The organism is Shigella sp. FC1544, from assembly GCF_001722145.1.
In the GTDB taxonomy this organism is placed as follows: domain Bacteria; phylum Pseudomonadota; class Gammaproteobacteria; order Enterobacterales; family Enterobacteriaceae; genus Escherichia; species Escherichia coli.
Window position 1 is genome coordinate 1 of the sequence record NZ_MECT01000576.1, and the last position, 16,338, is coordinate 16,338.

Below are 16,338 nucleotides of genomic sequence, written 5' to 3' on the forward strand. Positions count from 1 at the left end.
AAGACCGCACGAATATAACGGTGGGTTACCCCCAAACGAATCGGAAAATCGATACTGGAAAAACTCTAACTCGGTGGCCAGTTTTTGTTGACCACTTCATATCGGGTTTATCAATGAGCTGGGTTATCAGATTATTAAAACGGCAATGGGTGAATTCAGACATTTTAGTCAGCGTGCGTCGCTGAAGGATGATTTCTTACTGCATATTAATGTTTCGCCCTGGCAGTTAAACGAACCGCACTTTCATGAGCGTTTTACCACCATCATGAAAGAAAATGGCCTGAAGGCGAACAGCCTATGTGTTGAGATCACTGAAACCGTGATCGAGCGAATTAATGAACATTTTTATCTCAATATTGAACAACTGCGTAAACAAGGGGTACGGATATCGATTGATGACTTTGGCACCGGTTTGTCAAACCTGAAACGTTTTTATGAAATTAATCCAGACAGCATAAAGGTGGACTCGCAATTTACCGGCGATATTTTCGGTACTGCGGGAAAAATTGTGCGCATTATTTTCGATCTGGCACGCTATAACCGGATCCCGGTGATTGCGGAAGGCGTAGAGAGCGAAGACGTTGCGCGCGAATTAATTAAATTAGGATGTGTTCAGGCTCAGGGGTATCTGTACCAGAAACCTATGCCATTCTCCGCCTGGGATAAAAGTGGAAAATTAGTAAAAGAGTAGTTTACGTATGTCCAGAATCAATAAGTTCGTACTTACAGTCAGTCTGCTGATTTTTATCATGATTTCAGCAGTTGCCTGCGGGATCTACACTCAAATGGTAAAGGAACGGGTGTATAGCCTGAAACAGTCCGTTATTGATACTGCTTTTGCGGTGGCAAATATTGCTGAATATCGGCGTAGCGTGGCAATTGATCTTATCAACACGCTAAATCCCACGGAGGAACAGCTGTTGGTTGGTTTGCGCACAGCTTACGCCGACTCGGTTTCCCCCTCTTATTTGTACGATGTCGGTCCTTATCTGATTTCCAGTGACGAATGTATTCATGTAAAGGAGTTCGAGAAAAATTATTGTGCAGATATTATGCAGGTTGTGAAGTATCGACATGTCAAAAATACAGGGTTTATCTCTTTTGACGGTAAAACCTTCGTCTATTACCTCTATCCGGTAACTCACAATCGTAGTCTGATATTTTTGCTTGGTCTGGAGCGTTTTTCTTTACTGTCAAAATCGCTGGCGATGGACAGCGAGAACCTGATGTTCTCTCTATTTAAGAACGGTAAACCGGTGACCGGTGATGAATATAATGCTAAAAACGCCATCTTCACCGTTTCGGAAGCGATGGAGCACTTCGCCTATTTGCCGACCGGATTGTACGTATTTGCGTATAAAAAAGATGTTTATTTGCGGGTCTGTACATTGATTATTTTCTTTGCCGCATTGGTGGCTGTGATATCGGGTGCCAGTTGCCTCTATCTGGTACGCAGAGTGATTAATCGTGGTATTGTGGAGAAAGAAGCCGTCATTAATAACCATTTTGAACGCGTACTGGATGGCGGGCTTTTCTTTTCGGCTGCCGATGTCAAAAAACTCTACAGTATGTATAACTCGGCGTTCCTGGACGACCTGACCAAAGCAATGGGCAGAAAATCCTTTGACGAAGATTTAAAAGCGCTGCCGGAAAAAGGCGGTTATTTGTGCCTGTTTGACGTCGATAAATTCAAAAACATTAACGACACCTTCGGTCATTTGCTGGGCGATGAAGTGTTGATGAAAGTGGTGAAAATCCTTAAATCACAGATCCCGGTAGATAAAGGTAAAATCTACCGCTTCGGCGGTGACGAATTTGCGGTGATTTATACGGGTGGAACGCTGGAAGAGTTGCTATCGATTCTAAAAGAAATCGTTCATTTCCAGGTGGGAAGCATTAATTTAAGTACCAGTATCGGTGTAGCGCATTCAAATGAATGTACCACCGTCGAACGCTTGAAAATGCTGGCGGATGAGCGGCTGTATAAGAGTAAGAAAAACGGCAGGGCTCAGATTAGCTGGCAGTAATCATTATTCGCAGGCCGGACAAATGATTTTGCCCGGCCTGAATTAATTAAACCCGGCTACCCCACAAATCGTACTCATCGGCGTGCTCGACTTTCACACGCAGGATATCACCCGGATTAACGTTGGTTTCACCATTGAGATAAACCGCGCCGTCGATTTCCGGTGCATCTGCCATGCTGCGACCAATCGCGCCTTCTTCGTCCACTTCGTCGATAATTACCAGAATTTCACGGCCCACTTTCTCTTGCAGGCGCTCGGCGGAAATCTGCTGCTGCAGCTGCATGAAACGGTTCCAGCGTTCTTCTTTAACTTCTTCCGGAACCTGGTCAGGCAGGGCATTGGCGTCTGCACCTTCAACCGGGCTGTATTTAAAGCAGCCAACGCGATCCAGACGCGCTTCTTTCAGGAAGTCGAGTAGCATCTGGAAATCTTCTTCTGTCTCGCCAGGGAAGCCGACAATAAAGGTTGAGCGTAGGGTCAGTTCCGGGCAGATTTCGCGCCACTGTTTGATGCGCGCCAGTTGGCGATCTACAGAACCCGGACGCTTCATCAGTTTGAGAATGCGCGGGCTGGCGTGCTGCAACGGAATGTCCAGATACGGCAGGATTTTGCCTTCTGCCATCAGTGGGATGACGTCGTCCACATGCGGATAAGGGTAAACGTAGTGCAGACGTGTCCAGATCCCCAGTTTCGATAACTGTTCGCACAGGCTGACCATGCTGGTTTTTACCGGCTCGCCGTTGTGGAAGCCAGTACGATGTTTAACATCAACGCCATAGGCGGAAGTATCCTGCGAGATCACCAGAATCTCTTTAACGCCCGCATCTACCAGACGTTTCGCTTCACTTAACACTTCGCCAATCGGACGGCTCACCAGGTCGCCGCGCATAGACGGAATAATGCAGAAGGTGCAGCGGTGATTACAGCCTTCCGAAATTTTCAGATAGGCATAATGACGCGGCGTCAGTTTCACACCTTGTTCTGGCACCAGGCTCAGGAATGGGTTGTGTTTCGGTTTTGGCACGTAGTGATGAACGTGCTCCAGAACCTGCTCATAGCTATGAGGCCCGGTGATTTCCAGCACTTTCGGGTGGACTTCGCGGATCTGATCTTCTTTTGCCCCCAGACAACCGGTCACAATTACCTTGCCGTTTTCATTCAACGCTTCACCAATGGCTTCCAGTGATTCTTGTACCGCGCTGTCAATAAAGCCGCAGGTGTTGACGATCACCATGTCCGCATCGTCATAGCTCGGTACCACGTCATAACCTTCAGTGCGGAGTTCGGTGAGAATACGCTCTGAATCGACAAGGTTTTTCGGACAGCCAAGGGAAACAAAGCCGATTTTCGGCTGGGGAGTTACTTTGCTCATAGCTTAAAAAATATTCAGTTACAGGAAAGGTCAGGGCAGGGATTCTACAGAGTTCTGGATAAAATTTGTATCGCAATCTCATTCGCTGGCGGAGGCGAAGGAAATGTAAATTTTGTTAATTCGGCGTGAAGAATTGATCCTGGACAGCATTTTGCTCAAAAAATAGCCATACTATTTAATTGCAACAAGGCTGGAAAGAGGAGGATCGAAGTATGTTTGTTGACAGACAGCGAATCGATCTGCTGAACCGGTTGATCGACGCACGCGTTGACCTCGCTGCATACGTGCAACTGAGGAAGGCAAAAGGATACATGTCCGTCAGCGAAAGCAATCATCTACGAGATAACTTTTTTAAACTGAATCGCGAACTGCACGATAAATCGCTGCGGTTGAATCTTCATCTGGATCAGGAAGAGTGGAGTGCTCTTCATCATGCTGAAGAAGCATTAGCGACAGCCGCAGTATGTTTGATGAGTGGGCACCATGATTGCCCGACTGTTATTACCGTCAACGCCGATAAGCTTGAAAATTGTCTGATGAGCTTAACGCTGAGTATCCAGAGCCTGCAGAAGCACGCCATGCTTGAGAAGGCCTGAAAACTAAGGGGGAGAAAGCGTCTCCCCCTTCATGTTTAAGTTTTTGTAAAAATGAATTTGTTATCTCCTCCACTGACTACGCTTTAAGCCAGAGTCAATCCGGAGGCGTTATGCATCGACAATCCTTTTTCCTTGTGCCCCTTATTTGTCTTTCTTCCGCTCTCTGGGCGGCTCCTGCAACGGTAAATGTCGAAGTACTGCAAGACAAACTCGACCATCCCTGGGCACTGGCCTTTTTACCCGATAATCACGGTATGTTAATCACTCTGCGCGGCGGCGAGTTGCGTCACTGGCAAGCAGGAAAAGGATTATCTGCGCCGCTTTCCGGAGTTCCGGACGTTTGGGCGCACGGGCAGGGCGGCCTGCTGGACGTGGTTTTAGCGCCTGATTTTGCTCAGTCTCGCCGCATCTGGTTAAGTTATTCCGAAGTTGGCGATGATGGCAAAGCCGGAACTGCTGTGGGTTATGGCCGCTTAAGTGATGATCTCTCAAAAGTGACCGACTTCCGCACCGTCTTCCGCCAGATGCCAAAACTGTCTACCGGCAACCATTTTGGCGGGCGGCTGGTATTCGACGGTAAAGGTTATCTTTTTATTGCTCTGGGCGAAAACAATCAGCGCCCGACGGCGCAGGATCTGGATAAATTACAGGGCAAACTGGTGCGTCTGACCGATCAGGGCGAAATCCCGGATGATAATCCTTTTATAAAGGAATCCGGTGCGCGCGCCGAGATCTGGTCTTATGGCATTCGTAATCCGCAAGGAATGGCGATGAATCCGTGGAGTAATGCACTGTGGCTGAATGAACATGGCCCGCGCGGTGGTGATGAAATTAATATCCCGCAAAAAGGCAAAAACTACGGCTGGCCGCTGGCAACCTGGGGAATCAACTATTCAGGCTTTAAGATATCGGAAGCGAAAGGGGAGATCGTCGCCGGGACCGAGCAACCTGTTTTTTACTGGAAAGATTCGCCCGCTGTGAGCGGCATGGCCTTCTATAACAGCGATAAATTCCCCCAGTGGCAGCAAAAATTATTTATTGGCGCGCTGAAAGATAAAGATGTCATTGTGATGAGCGTCAACGGCGACAAAGTGACAGAAGATGGCCGTATTTTAACGGACAGAGGGCAGCGAATTCGTGATGTTCGCACTGGACCCGACGGTTATTTATACGTTCTCACCGACGAGTCCAGTGGGGAATTACTTAAAGTTAGCCCACGCAATTAGCTAACGGGAATCATCACCACTTTGCGCACTGCGGGGCGTTCAGTGAGTTGCTGATACCAGCGTTGCAGATTTGGACGCGGTGTCCAGGTCAGGCCAACGTTAAACAAATTGTAGATGAACGGTGGATAGCGATATCGCCCACACCAAACTCGTCGCCAGAGAACCATTTTACTTTTGCCAGTTCCGCATCGAGCAGGGCAAACAGGGCGTCGCACTCTTTGCAACTGGCATCAATGGCGGCCTGATCGCGCTCTTCCGGTGGTGTTCTGACTAATCCCATCAGGATCCCTCGATGGGCATTACTGAGCGTCTGGTTTGCCCAGTCCATCCATTTTTCCGCTTCCGCACGACGTGCCGGTGAGTCGATCCACAGGCGTTTTTGCCCGTACTGTGCCGCCAGATAGCGGACAATGGCGTTTGATTCCCAAAGAATGAGATCACTTTCGTCGTCACGCAACAACGGCACCAGCCCGTTAGGGTTCATCGCCAGAAAATCAGCATCGTGATTTATCCCAAACTCACGGCCCGCGAGAATTTGCTCATAAGGTAGTTCCAGTTCTTCGAGCGTCAGCAATACTTTTTTACGTTGGTTGAATTATTCCGACCCCACAGCGTAATCATACTCACCCCTTTTCCGACAGGCAGCCACAGGCTGAACAGGACTCCGATGGTGAAGTAAAGTTAACTTTTAAGCAACAGCTGGCAAAAAAATGACACCAGAAGCAGCGAAGCGGCAGGATATTGCATAAACTTTAAAAACTTTACCAACTTACGGTTTCTTTAAGTTTGTGTGTGCGTTATTAATCACCGAACTTATCATACGGCGATATAACGTATTTTTTTTGAATGGATACTCGGGTGGCATTTATGACGCAATACTCCTCTCTCCTTCGTGGTCTTGCAGCGGGTTCTGCATTTTTATTCCTTTTTGCCCCAACGGCATTCGCGGCCGAACAAACCGTTGAAGCGCCGAGCGTGGATGCGCGTGCATGGATTTTAATGGATTACGCCAGCGGTAAAGTGCTGGCAGAAGGCAATGCGGATGAGAAACTGGATCCCGCGAGCCTGACTAAAATCATGACCAGCTATGTGGTTGGGCAGGCGCTTAAGGCCGATAAGATTAAACTCACCGATATGGTGACGGTCGGTAAAGATGCCTGGGCGACGGGAAATCCGGCACTGCGTGGTTCATCGGTAATGTTCCTCAAACCGGGCGATCAGGTTTCGGTGGCAGACTTGAACAAAGGTGTGATTATCCAGTCCGGTAATGACGCCTGTATTGCGCTGGCCGATTACGTTGCCGGGAGCCAGGAGTCATTTATTGGTCTGATGAATGGTTATGCCAAAAAACTGGGTCTGACCAACACTACCTTCCAGACGGTGCACGGCCTGGATGCGCCGGGGCAGTTCAGTACCGCGCGCGATATGGCATTGCTGGGTAAAGCATTGATCCACGATGTGCCGGAAGAGTACGCCATTCATAAAGAGAAAGAGTTCACCTTCAACAAAATTCGTCAGCCTAACCGTAACCGTCTGCTGTGGAGCAGCAATCTGAATGTTGATGGCATGAAGACAGGAACCACGGCAGGCGCGGGATATAATCTGGTTGCTTCGGCTACCCAGGGCGATATGCGTTTAATCTCCGTAGTGTTGGGGGCGAAAACTGACCGTATCCGTTTTAATGAGTCTGAGAAATTATTGACCTAGGGTTTCCGCTTCTTTGAAACCGTGACGCCAATTAAACCTGATACCACCTTTGTGACTCAGCGCGTCTGGTTTGGTGATAAGAGCGAAGTGAATCTCGGGGCAGGCGAAGCGGGCTCAGTGACCATACCGCGTGGGCAGCTGAAAAACCTGAAGGCGAGCTACACGTTAACGGAACCGCAGCTTACCGCACCGCTGAAAAAAGGTCAGGTTGTCGGGACCATTGATTTCCAGCTTAACGGTAAATCCATTGAGCAGCGTCCGCTGATCGTGATGGAAAATGTGGAAGAGGGCGGATTCTTTGGTCGGATGTGGGATTTCGTGATGATGAAATTCCATCAGTGGTTCGGCAGCTGGTTCTCTTAATCTTCTGATAACCGGATGGCGCGAAACGTCATCCGGTTATACGTCATTAATACATCAACTTAATACGGTGCGTCTGCGCGTACTTCACATACTCATCTTCCGGGCAACAATCACTCACCACAATATCAAAGCGTTTCAGGTCACCCATGCGCGCCGGACGGACCTTGCCAAATTTACTGTGGTCGACAACCAGCACATGCTTTTGCGCCATCGACATGGCCCAGTGTTTTACCGGCAACTCTTCAAGATTAAAACAGGTAGCGCCTTTACTGACATGCACGCCCGCCGCGGAATAAAAAGCGATATCCGGGCAAAAATTATTCAACGTTTGCTGAAAATCGATGGGTTTGAAAATGGCGTTGCTGGCGTGAAATTCACCACCGCACAGAAATGCGCGGCAATGGGGTTTCTCTTTCAGCGCCAGAAAGGTATTTAGCGAATAACAAACGGCGGTAAAAGGGATTTCATTATCAATCGCTTCAATAATCCACGGCGTGGTGGTGCCACAGTCAAAAAAGAGGGTCTGATCGGGTTCTACCAGTGTCGCAGCCAGTTTTGCCGCCCGGCGTTTTTCTTCCACCAGGCGGGATTTTTGATCGCTTAACAGGTAATGGCTGGCACTATGCGGTTCCAGAACAATATAGCCGCCGAGCAAAACGACGGGCGCACTGTGGTTGTTCAGATCGCGACGAATCGTCATCTCCGAAACCCCAAGCAGGGCGGCGGCGTCTTTAAGATGTAACTTATCGCTGCGTTTTAATTCTTGCAGCAGCTGCCCGATACGCTCTTCGCGACGTGTTTCCATAATCCCTCTGAATAGTTATTGAAGCGAGCCGCTCAATACTACACTTTTTAGCAGAGATCAGTCACGCACCCAGCCTTTGCGGATCGGTAATGCAAAACAGAAGCGATACCACGATTGCAGACGTTGATAGAGTTTATGCCCCATCGCTTGCCAGATAATCTGGGCACTAAGGCAGCCAATCATACCTGCCAGCAATCCACCGAGCATATCCAGCGGCCAGTGGACGCCAAGATAAACGCGCGACCAGGCAATGACGACGGCCAGCACCATTAAAAGTGAGCCGGACCACAGGCGATGCCAGCATAAAAATGCCAGTGCAAAGGTGAAAATCACCGTACCGTGGTCGCTTGGGAATGAGTCATCCGCCGCATGATGCAGGAAGTTATAGCCGATATTTTCGACAAAGGGTCGGTCGTGCGGAAAAAGATGTCCCATCGTCCAGGACACAAACAGGCTGACCGCCAGCGCGATAGCGATTTTTATCACCAGTTGCCGTTGTGCTGTAAGCCCCCACAACCAAAGCACCGCGGCCAGCAGCGGCACCACGGTAATCAAATCTTTAGCAATAAAAATCGCCAACGAGATCATCCACGGAGCCGAGTCTGGCGTCGCGTTAATAAGAGAGAATAGAGAGAGATTCAAATTTTCCAGCATAACTTCCCGACGCAAAGTGATTAAAAGGGAGCCAATACAGGCAAGTCGTTGAGAATAAAGTGCAGGTTAAACTGGGTGGGTAAAGCGGCATCGTCTTATTTCCCTCAAGCGGCCTGTTTACGGTGGGTGATTGTAACGGGCATAGGTTAAATAAAACTTAAAGAAAGCGTAGCTATACTCGCAATAATGTAAGAATGTGCTTAACCGTGGTTTCAGCTACAAAATTCGCTTTCTCGTTAGCTGCGCTTTTATTAAACTCTGCGCGATTATTATTGGCGAAGAAATTGCATGCAAAATAAATTAGCTTCCGGTGCCAGGCTTGGACGTCAGGCGTTACTTTTCCCTCTCTGTCTGGTGCTTTACGAATTTTCAACCTATATCGGCAGATATGATTCAACCCGGTATGTTGGCCGTGGTGGAACAATATCAGGCGGGCATTGATTGGGTTCCTACTTCAATGACCGCATATCTGGCGGGCGGGATGTTTTTACAATGGCTCCTGGGGCCGCTGTCGGATCGTATTGGTCGCCGTCCGGTGATGCTGGCGGGGGGGTGTGGTTTATCATCACCTGTCTGGCAATATTACTGGCGCAAAACATTGAACAATTCACTCTGTTGCGCTTCTTGCAGGGCATAAGCCTCTGTTTCATTGGCGCTGTGGGATACGCCGCAATTCAGGAATCTTTCGAAGAGGCGGTTTGTATCAAGATCACCGCGCTGATGGCGAACGTGGCGCTGATTGCTCCGCTACTTGGTCCGCTGGTGGGCGCGGCGTGGATCCATGTGCTGCCCTGGGAGGGGATGTTTGTTTTGTTTGCCGCATTGGCAGCGATCTCCTTTTTCGGTCTGCAACGAGCTATGCCTGAAACCGCCACGCGTATAGGCGAGAAACTGTCACTGAAAGAACTCGGTCGTGACTATAAGCTGGTGCTGAAGAACGGCCGCTTTGTGGCGGGGGCGCTGGCGCTGGGATTCGTTAGCCTGCCATTGCTGGCGTGGATCGCCCAGTCGCCGATTATCATCATTACCGGCGAGCAGTTGAGCAGCTATGAATATGGCTTGCTGCAAGTGCCTATTTTCGGGGCGTTAATTGCGGGTAACTTGCTGTTAGCGCGTCTGACCTCGCGCCGCACCGTACGTTCGCTGATAATTATGGGCGGCTGGCCGATTATGATTGGTCTGTTGGTCGCTGCTGCGGCAACGGTTATCTCATCGCACGCGTATTTATGGATGACTGCCGGGTTAAGTATTTATGCTTTCGGTATTGGTCTGGCGAATGCGGGACTGGTGCGATTAACCCTGTTTGCCAGCGATATGAGTAAAGGTACGGTTTCTGCGGCGATGGGAATGCTGCAAATGCTGATCTTTACCGTTGGTATTGAAATCAGCAAACATGCCTGGCTGAACGGGGGCAACGGACAGTTTAATCTCTTCAACCTTGTCAACGGAATTTTGTGGTTGTCGCTGATGGTTATCTTTTTAAAAGATAAACAGATGGGAAATTCTCACGAAGGGTAAAAAAATGCCTGACTGCTTTGTGCGATTAGGCATTCTCGAATTAATGGTGATGGTCGTCAATCTGGTGTTCGATAACCATCCCTTCACCTACGCTGGCAAGATGGCGAGCATAAGGATGCGGGCGGTAAGCCGGAGCTGGCGTAGGAGCCACATAGACGGTTTGCGGCACAGTCGCGACGCTGACCGCTTGTGGAACGCTGACTGAATCAGGAACTACAACCACTTTGTATCCACTCGGCACATCGACGGTGACACTTTGCGCCATCGCCACACCAGTAAAGCCCATTAAAAGCGCGCCCAACAGTAGACAATTTTTCATAATCATTTCGCCTGAAATAATGCAGCGGGTTAATTTCCGCGAATTATGCAGCCTTCATTCAGGTATTGTGTTGCCGGGCGTGCTGCCGTTTTTATTGGTCAAATGGCGCTTCGTGTTTAAGCACTTTATCGATCACATCCAGTACGCCTTCACGGTTATTGGAGCCTGCCCGGTATTTTGCCGCTGCGACGACCGCGCTGCCGGCATTTTCCATTGCAAAACTAAAGCCTGCCTGACGCAGCATCTCAATATCGTTACCGCCATCGCCAAAGACCACCACTTCGCTGTCGTCTATTCCCCATAATTTCTGCAGTTGGCGAAGGCCATTGGCTTTATGTACGCCGGGGATAATCAGATCGATGCTGCCGTTGCCGGTGTGGACTGGCACCATAATATCGCCGATGGCCTCATGTAATGCTTTTTGTACTTGTGGAATCAGTTCATCGGAAAGATTCAGGCCAAACTTAAAGAAAATATCTTCTAAGTTGTCAAAGTTATCGACGTATTCCAGACGGTGATAATACATTTCCGCCACCGTTTTCATGGCATCGTCATATTTTTTGAGCGTATAGGCGCTATTTTTTCCGCAGGCAATAATTTCCACTTCCGGGCGCGTCAGCAAATGTTCCACGACAGTAGTAAAGGCATCCTTCGACAGCTCGCCATTAAAAACATCTTTGCCTTCACTCACTACCCAGCCGCCGTTTTCAGCCACAAAGGCAATTTCATTAGCAATTTCAGGGAAGAAAGAGATCAACTGATAATATTGATTCCCGCTGGCGACCACAAAGCGAATGCCTTGTGCTTTCATTTGCTGATACTGAGCCATAAACCGCTCACGGTTATAGGTTTTTTGATCGCTTAAGAAAGTACCATCCATGTCTACCGCAATTAATTTAATGCTCATCAACTATTCTCCATCGCCGTCTGCGTTTTGGTATCGGGTTTGGCGACGGCTTTCGCGACAATAGCCGCGAGAATAACCAGCGCCAGTACAACCAGCATTGCACTACGTAATCCATAATGTTCGCCGAGATAGCCCAGCAGCGGCGGCCCGACGAGGAAAGCCAGATAACCGGTCGTTGCTACCACACTGACGCGGGTTGGTGCATCGGGGCCGGTATCGCTGGCGGCAGAAATGGTCAGCGGGAAGCCCAGCGAGGCACCCAGTCCCCAGAGTACAACAGACACCCCAGCGACCCAGGCGCTATCGACAAAAATAATCAGCCCAATACCCAACGCCCCCATTAGTGCACTGGCCCGAACCACGGCAACGCGACTGTAACGGTCGATGAACCAAGCGCCAGTGAAGCGTCCAACGGTCATCCCCAGGGTAAAACCGGCATAAATCAGCGAGCCGGAAGTAGGGCTAAAACCGTGACCGTCAACCATTAATAAGGGTAACCAGTCGTTGGCAGAACCTTCGGCAAAGGCCATCGCCAGCACTACAACACCAATCAACAGCAACTGGATATCGCGATAAAAAGGAATGCCTTTTTCGCCATGCTGGGTGCCATCGGCAGCATTTTTGCCCGTACCGTCAGGGATTGCCTGAATGGCGATATAAATAGGCGCGATACCTACCAGCGCCGCCAATAAAATGTGCACCGTTGCCGGAACGCCAAAGGCCGTCAGTGCCATCCCGACACCAGCGCCTGCCAGCGTGCCCAGGCTATAAAAACCGTGCATCATCGGCAAAACCGTTTTATTCATTTCTCGCTCAACGGCGGCACCTTCAACGTTTATCGCCACTTCCGCAGAACCAAAACTTGCCCCAAAGACGCCGAGACCAACGGCAAAGAGCAGGGGCGATGTCAGCCAGAGTGCCAGACTTAATATCATCATCCCGATCAATGCGCAGGACATCGTGACCAGGATGACATTACGTGTCCCAAAGCGTTTCACTAACCACGCCGAGCAGAGAATACCGCTCATCGAACCGATCGACAGACCAAAGAGAACACCGCCCATTTCAGCGATCGAGACAGAGAGAATATCGCGGATAACAGGCGTACGGGTTGCCCAGGACGCCATTAACAGGCCTGGCAAAAAGAAGAACATAAACAGCGCCCAGGTTCGGCGTTTCAATGCATTACGTGAAGAATTTACGGTCATAGATCACGTCAAAATAAGAAGAGGGAAGACAACATTAGCAAGGTTGTGTACATTTGTACACAATTGCAGACAGAGGAAATGACATGCGTCGCGCTAACGATCCGCAACGGCGAGAAAAAATTATCCAGGCCACGCTGGAGGCGGTGAAACTTTACGGAATACATGCTGTTACGCACCGCAAAATTGCTACCCTTGCCGGGGTACCGTTGGGATCGATGACCTACTATTTTTCAGGAATTGATGAGTTGTTGCTGGAGGCGTTCAGCAGTTTTACTGAGATTATGTCCCGTCAATATCAGGCATTTTTTAGCGATGTTAGTGATGCTCAAGGCGCATGCCAGGCTATCACCGATATGATCTACAGCTCACAGGTTGCAACGCCGGATAATATGGAGCTGATGTACCAGCTCTACGCGCTGGCTAGCCGAAAACCGCTATTAAAAACGGTAATGCAAAACTGGATGCAGCGCAGTCAGCAAACGCTCGAACAATGGTTTGAACCCGGAACCGCCCGCGCGCTTGATGCGTTTATTGAGGGGATGACGCTGCATTTTGTCACCGACCGTAAGCCGCTATCGCGCGAGGAGATTTTGAGGATGGTTGAGAGGGTTGCAGGGTAGTAGATAAATTTTAGATAACAAAAAAACCATTTATGTAAACGGGTTAATGAAAACAATAAGTTAGATTAAAAACAATAAGTTAGGTTGGTGGTCAGTGGTGGTTATTACGGGGTAATGCCAACCGCTGCCGCCACTTTGTCGCCACTTGGCAGCGTTGCCAGAGGATTGAAACGGAGCGCCGTTTCCAGATGATCCAGTGCCAGATGTGCGTAACGCATAGTCATTTTTATATCGTGGTGTCCGAGAATTTTTTGTAAGGCCAGAATGTTTCCACCCGACATCATGAAGTGCGCCGCAAACGTATGGCGCAGAACGTGTGTGAGTTGACCGCGAGGGAGCACGATAGACGTTTTTTCCATCACGGATAAAAATTGAAAATAGCAGTCTGTGAAGAAATTGAACCCATCAAGCGCCATGATCTCTTCGTAAAGCTCTTTACTGATAGGGATGCTTCTGTTTTTCTTCCCCTTCGTTCTGACAAAGGTAATTCGGTATTTGGTCACCTGTGAGCGGGTAAGATTTACGGCTTCACGCTAGCGTGCGCCTGTGCTTAAGCATATCTTAACTACCAGTGCCAGAATTGGGTCCTGACGTTTGCAATCAGCCAGCAATTCAACAATCTGCTCATGGGTAAGCCATGCCATCTCTTTTTCTGCGATGGTGAATTTTCGCATGTTCTCCAGTGGGTTCGGATACGACCATTCGCCCAGACGGGATAGTTCGCTAAAAACACTACTTAGATAGCTTTGCTCCAGGTTAATGGTGACCGGGCTTGCTCCTTTCTTCCATTTCTCGCTGAAGTAGATCTCGCCTGTCAGGCGTTTATCTCGATAGTGGGCAAACATTTTAGAGGTGAGATCGGTTGCAAGAGGATTGCCCAGAGCGTCAACCATCAACAGCAATTTGTCATAGACATGCTGCCCAGCTGTCAGAGATTTACCATGTAGTTTGAACCATAGCTCAACCACGTCTTTCAGTGTTCGACGATCCACTGATTCACCCAGCCAGGGCTTTGCTTCGGTTTCTTCCATCGTGTGGCGCTCAAAAGCCAGTGCTTCGCCTTTGGTGGCGAATTGTTTACGCACACGACGCCCACTTCGTCCGGCAGGGTAACATTCGCAAAGCCATTTCCCAGTGGTGAGTTTTCGTACTGCCATAAAAAATGCCCTCCAGTAGAGAGTATTTTTACTGTATGTATAACCAGTGTCAATGTATGAAATCCTACGACCATACATCTCACTGAAGCCATAATGAAGTTGGCTATTCTTTTTGCTATGTGAGCATGTAACTTTTGCGGTTAACCTGCGGCTCATTTTTATTTTAGACGCAGATATAAAAGCAAAAGTTATCGTGAGTTTTTAGTACAGATTTTTTTGGATTTACTAATAGTTCCATCATTGCAAACAAATTTTCCATCGGAGGTACAGTGAGAGACACCTCCCTTTTTCCCAGAACAAGGATAATTTTTAGCATAGGTAGTTAGTGGGCTTAATAACAAAGAGCATGATAAAGAGCATGATAAAACCACAAAAAATACTTTACCAAGCATAGTTTCCTCCCGGTATTATCTAACATATTTAACTGTTAAACTTATAATTTTACCAATTATTTCAATGTCTTCTATCTTACAGTCGAAGGCTCTGTTTCCACCCTCGACGAAGATTCTTCCACCGGGTAAACGAGTAATGTCACGGATCGTTACTTCGCCATCAATACTTATTACCCATTTACCATCACGTATGTCATCAAATTCTTTATCACAAATAAATTCAGAATTGTTATCTGTGATGACAAAAGGTTTTTTAAACGTAGAGGGTAGAAATCCCTTATCAAAAATATAAAAACCGTCTTCACGCAAGGCACCATCAGATAATACATATTTAGCAACTTCCATAGTATTTGTATTACCTGAAGTTTGCTTTGAACCATGTCCGGTTGTGAGCCAATTAAGCGAGGTGCCCGTTTCAAGGGCGCACTGGATTACCCATTCTGCTGGGAATGAGTCACGCATGTAGCGTGTGGCGAGTGTACTTTTAGAGATTCCTAAATGATCGCACAACGCCTGTCGAGTCTTGAATCCATAAGCTTCTACCATGCGCTCTATGGCGCCTCGTCCGCCTTTCTCCAAATTCATGGTCACTCCAAGTGAACTTTTATCTTGGCGATTTCACTGTGCGATCGTATGCTTATGGTGTTCACAAAATACAAACGATCCGTATTCGTCCTGATTAATCATCATTAAACGAGGAATGTTGCATCATGAGACCTAACATTTCAATCACTCTTACCACGCCTCATGTGACTATTGAACGCTATAGCGAGCTGACAGGGCTATCCATCGATACCATCAATGACATGTTGGCTGATGGACGCCTTATCCGTCACCGTCTGCGCAAAGATAAAAAACGCGAAAAAGTGATGATCAACATAGCAGCAATGACCGTTGATGCGCTTTCAGAATGCAATCTAAACCTTAATTAGTTCGATTCTGAAATACATCAGAGGCATTGACCATGTTTGATTACCAAGTTTCCAAACATCCATATTTTGATGAAGCCTGTCGTGCATTTGCACTGCGCCACAATCTGGTGCAACTGGCAGAACGTGCAGGCATGAATGTGCAGATTCTGCGGAACAAGCTGAACCCAGCTCAGCCTCATTTATTAACCGCACCAGAAATCTGGCTGCTTTGAAGTGGCACACTGAATTTGGCCACCTGAACAGAGGTGATATGCTCACCTCAGAACAACACAGGTGCTCCAATGAAAAAAAGAAATTTTAGCGCAGAGTTTAAACGCGAATCCGCTCAACTGGTTGTTGACCAGAAATACACGGTGGCGGTGATGCTGCCAACTTACTGATTTAGTGTATGATGGTGTTTTTGAGGTGCTCCAGTGGCTTCTGTTTCTATCAGCTGTCCCTCCTGTTCAGCTACTGACGGGGTGGTGCGTAACGGCAAAAGCACTGCCGGACATCAGCGCTATCTCTGCTCTCACTGCCGTAAAACATGGCAACT

At 48.4% G+C, this 16,338-nt stretch carries 15 protein-coding genes and 6 pseudogenes; 11 read left to right on the forward strand and 10 right to left on the reverse strand.

The window, feature by feature from the left end:
* Positions 1-100: 100 nt before the first annotated feature.
* Positions 101-691, forward strand: a pseudogene (locus BGK49_RS22915) (cyclic diguanylate phosphodiesterase); the annotation flags it as partial.
* Between the two features lie 7 nt (positions 692-698).
* Entirely contained in the window at positions 699-2,027 is a 1,329-nt protein-coding gene (locus BGK49_RS22920; protein ID WP_000086894.1) for a GGDEF domain-containing protein, read from the forward strand.
* Between the two features lie 46 nt (positions 2,028-2,073).
* On the opposite strand, the gene rimO is transcribed toward BGK49_RS22920, so the two are convergent.
* The gene (gene rimO, locus BGK49_RS22925) at positions 2,074-3,399 is read right to left on the reverse strand and encodes a 30S ribosomal protein S12 methylthiotransferase RimO (RefSeq protein ID WP_000049370.1); all 1,326 of its coding nucleotides are present in this window, start codon (positions 3,397-3,399) and stop codon (positions 2,074-2,076) included.
* Positions 3,400-3,611: 212 nt separating this feature from the next.
* On the opposite strand from rimO, the gene bssR reads away from it, so the two are divergent.
* Complete coding sequence (bssR, locus tag BGK49_RS22930; protein WP_000497137.1) at positions 3,612-3,995, forward strand: biofilm formation regulator BssR; 384 nt, start codon at positions 3,612-3,614, stop codon at positions 3,993-3,995.
* Positions 3,996-4,105: 110 nt separating this feature from the next.
* Positions 4,106-5,221, forward strand: coding sequence for an aldose sugar dehydrogenase YliI (yliI, locus tag BGK49_RS22935; RefSeq protein WP_000555032.1), 1,116 nt, complete (start codon positions 4,106-4,108; stop codon positions 5,219-5,221).
* Here the strand turns inward: yliI and gstB are convergent.
* Positions 5,218-5,842 (reverse strand): annotated as a pseudogene (gene gstB, locus BGK49_RS22940) (glutathione S-transferase GstB). The gene yliI and the pseudogene gstB overlap by 4 nt on opposite strands.
* A 246-nt stretch (positions 5,843-6,088) precedes the next feature.
* Here gstB and dacC point away from each other — a divergent pair.
* Positions 6,089-7,291: pseudogene (gene dacC, locus BGK49_RS22945) on the forward strand (serine-type D-Ala-D-Ala carboxypeptidase).
* A 46-nt stretch (positions 7,292-7,337) separates the two neighbouring features.
* Here dacC and deoR read toward each other — a convergent pair.
* Complete coding sequence (gene deoR / locus BGK49_RS22950; RefSeq protein WP_000450111.1) at positions 7,338-8,096, reverse strand: DNA-binding transcriptional repressor DeoR; 759 nt, start codon at positions 8,094-8,096, stop codon at positions 7,338-7,340.
* A 57-nt stretch (positions 8,097-8,153) separates the two neighbouring features.
* Positions 8,154-8,750 carry an undecaprenyl-diphosphate phosphatase gene (ybjG, locus tag BGK49_RS22955; RefSeq protein ID WP_000892317.1) on the reverse strand — a complete coding sequence of 199 codons (597 nt, stop codon included), beginning with the start codon at positions 8,748-8,750 and terminating at the stop codon, positions 8,154-8,156.
* Positions 8,751-9,038: 288 nt separating this feature from the next.
* On the opposite strand from ybjG, the pseudogene mdfA reads away from it, so the two are divergent.
* A pseudogene (gene mdfA / locus BGK49_RS22960) lies at positions 9,039-10,268 on the forward strand (multidrug efflux MFS transporter MdfA).
* A gap of 40 nt (positions 10,269-10,308) precedes the next feature.
* On the opposite strand, the gene ybjH reads toward mdfA, so the two are convergent.
* The 3 genes from ybjH to BGK49_RS22975 all read right to left on the reverse strand — a co-directional run bounded on the left by ybjH (position 10,309) and on the right by BGK49_RS22975 (position 12,702).
* Entirely contained in the window at positions 10,309-10,593 is a 285-nt protein-coding gene (gene ybjH / locus BGK49_RS22965; RefSeq protein ID WP_000605484.1) for a protein YbjH, read from the reverse strand.
* An 85-nt stretch (positions 10,594-10,678) separates the two neighbouring features.
* The gene (gene ybjI, locus BGK49_RS22970) at positions 10,679-11,494 is read right to left on the reverse strand and encodes a 5-amino-6-(5-phospho-D-ribitylamino)uracil phosphatase (RefSeq protein WP_001299614.1); all 816 of its coding nucleotides are present in this window, start codon (positions 11,492-11,494) and stop codon (positions 10,679-10,681) included.
* Positions 11,494-12,702 (reverse strand): MFS transporter, encoded by a 1,209-nt coding sequence (locus BGK49_RS22975; RefSeq protein ID WP_000217888.1) that lies wholly within the window; start codon positions 12,700-12,702, stop codon positions 11,494-11,496. Before BGK49_RS22975 ends, ybjI begins: the two co-directional genes overlap by 1 nt.
* 83 nt (positions 12,703-12,785) lie before the next feature.
* On the opposite strand from BGK49_RS22975, the gene rcdA reads away from it, so the two are divergent.
* The gene (rcdA, locus tag BGK49_RS22980; protein ID WP_001297003.1) at positions 12,786-13,322 is read left to right on the forward strand and encodes a DNA-binding transcriptional regulator RcdA; all 537 of its coding nucleotides are present in this window, start codon (positions 12,786-12,788) and stop codon (positions 13,320-13,322) included.
* Between the two features lie 91 nt (positions 13,323-13,413).
* Here rcdA and BGK49_RS31805 read toward each other — a convergent pair.
* From BGK49_RS31805 to BGK49_RS22990, 3 genes and pseudogenes are all read right to left on the reverse strand, one after another.
* Positions 13,414-14,479: pseudogene (locus BGK49_RS31805) on the reverse strand (phage integrase).
* Positions 14,480-14,667: 188 nt separating this feature from the next.
* Entirely contained in the window at positions 14,668-14,871 is a 204-nt protein-coding gene (locus BGK49_RS28605) for a YdcA family protein (RefSeq protein ID WP_073817597.1), read from the reverse strand.
* A gap of 15 nt (positions 14,872-14,886) precedes the next feature.
* Positions 14,887-15,456, reverse strand: coding sequence for a phage repressor protein CI (locus BGK49_RS22990; RefSeq protein WP_001047326.1), 570 nt, complete (start codon positions 15,454-15,456; stop codon positions 14,887-14,889).
* A gap of 125 nt (positions 15,457-15,581) precedes the next feature.
* Between BGK49_RS22990 and BGK49_RS22995 the strand changes: the two genes are divergently transcribed.
* From BGK49_RS22995 to BGK49_RS28620, 4 genes and pseudogenes are all read left to right on the forward strand, one after another.
* Positions 15,582-15,803: a hypothetical protein gene (locus tag BGK49_RS22995; protein ID WP_001247707.1), complete on the forward strand. Its 222-nt coding sequence runs from the start codon at positions 15,582-15,584 to the stop codon at positions 15,801-15,803.
* Positions 15,804-15,835: 32 nt separating this feature from the next.
* Positions 15,836-16,012: pseudogene (locus BGK49_RS23000) on the forward strand (phage regulatory CII family protein); the annotation flags it as partial.
* A gap of 72 nt (positions 16,013-16,084) precedes the next feature.
* Complete coding sequence (locus tag BGK49_RS23005; RefSeq protein WP_024181292.1) at positions 16,085-16,183, forward strand: IS3 family transposase; 99 nt, start codon at positions 16,085-16,087, stop codon at positions 16,181-16,183.
* Between the two features lie 33 nt (positions 16,184-16,216).
* A partial coding sequence (locus BGK49_RS28620; protein ID WP_001422013.1) for an IS1 family transposase occupies positions 16,217-16,338 on the forward strand: 122 nt, incomplete at its 3' end.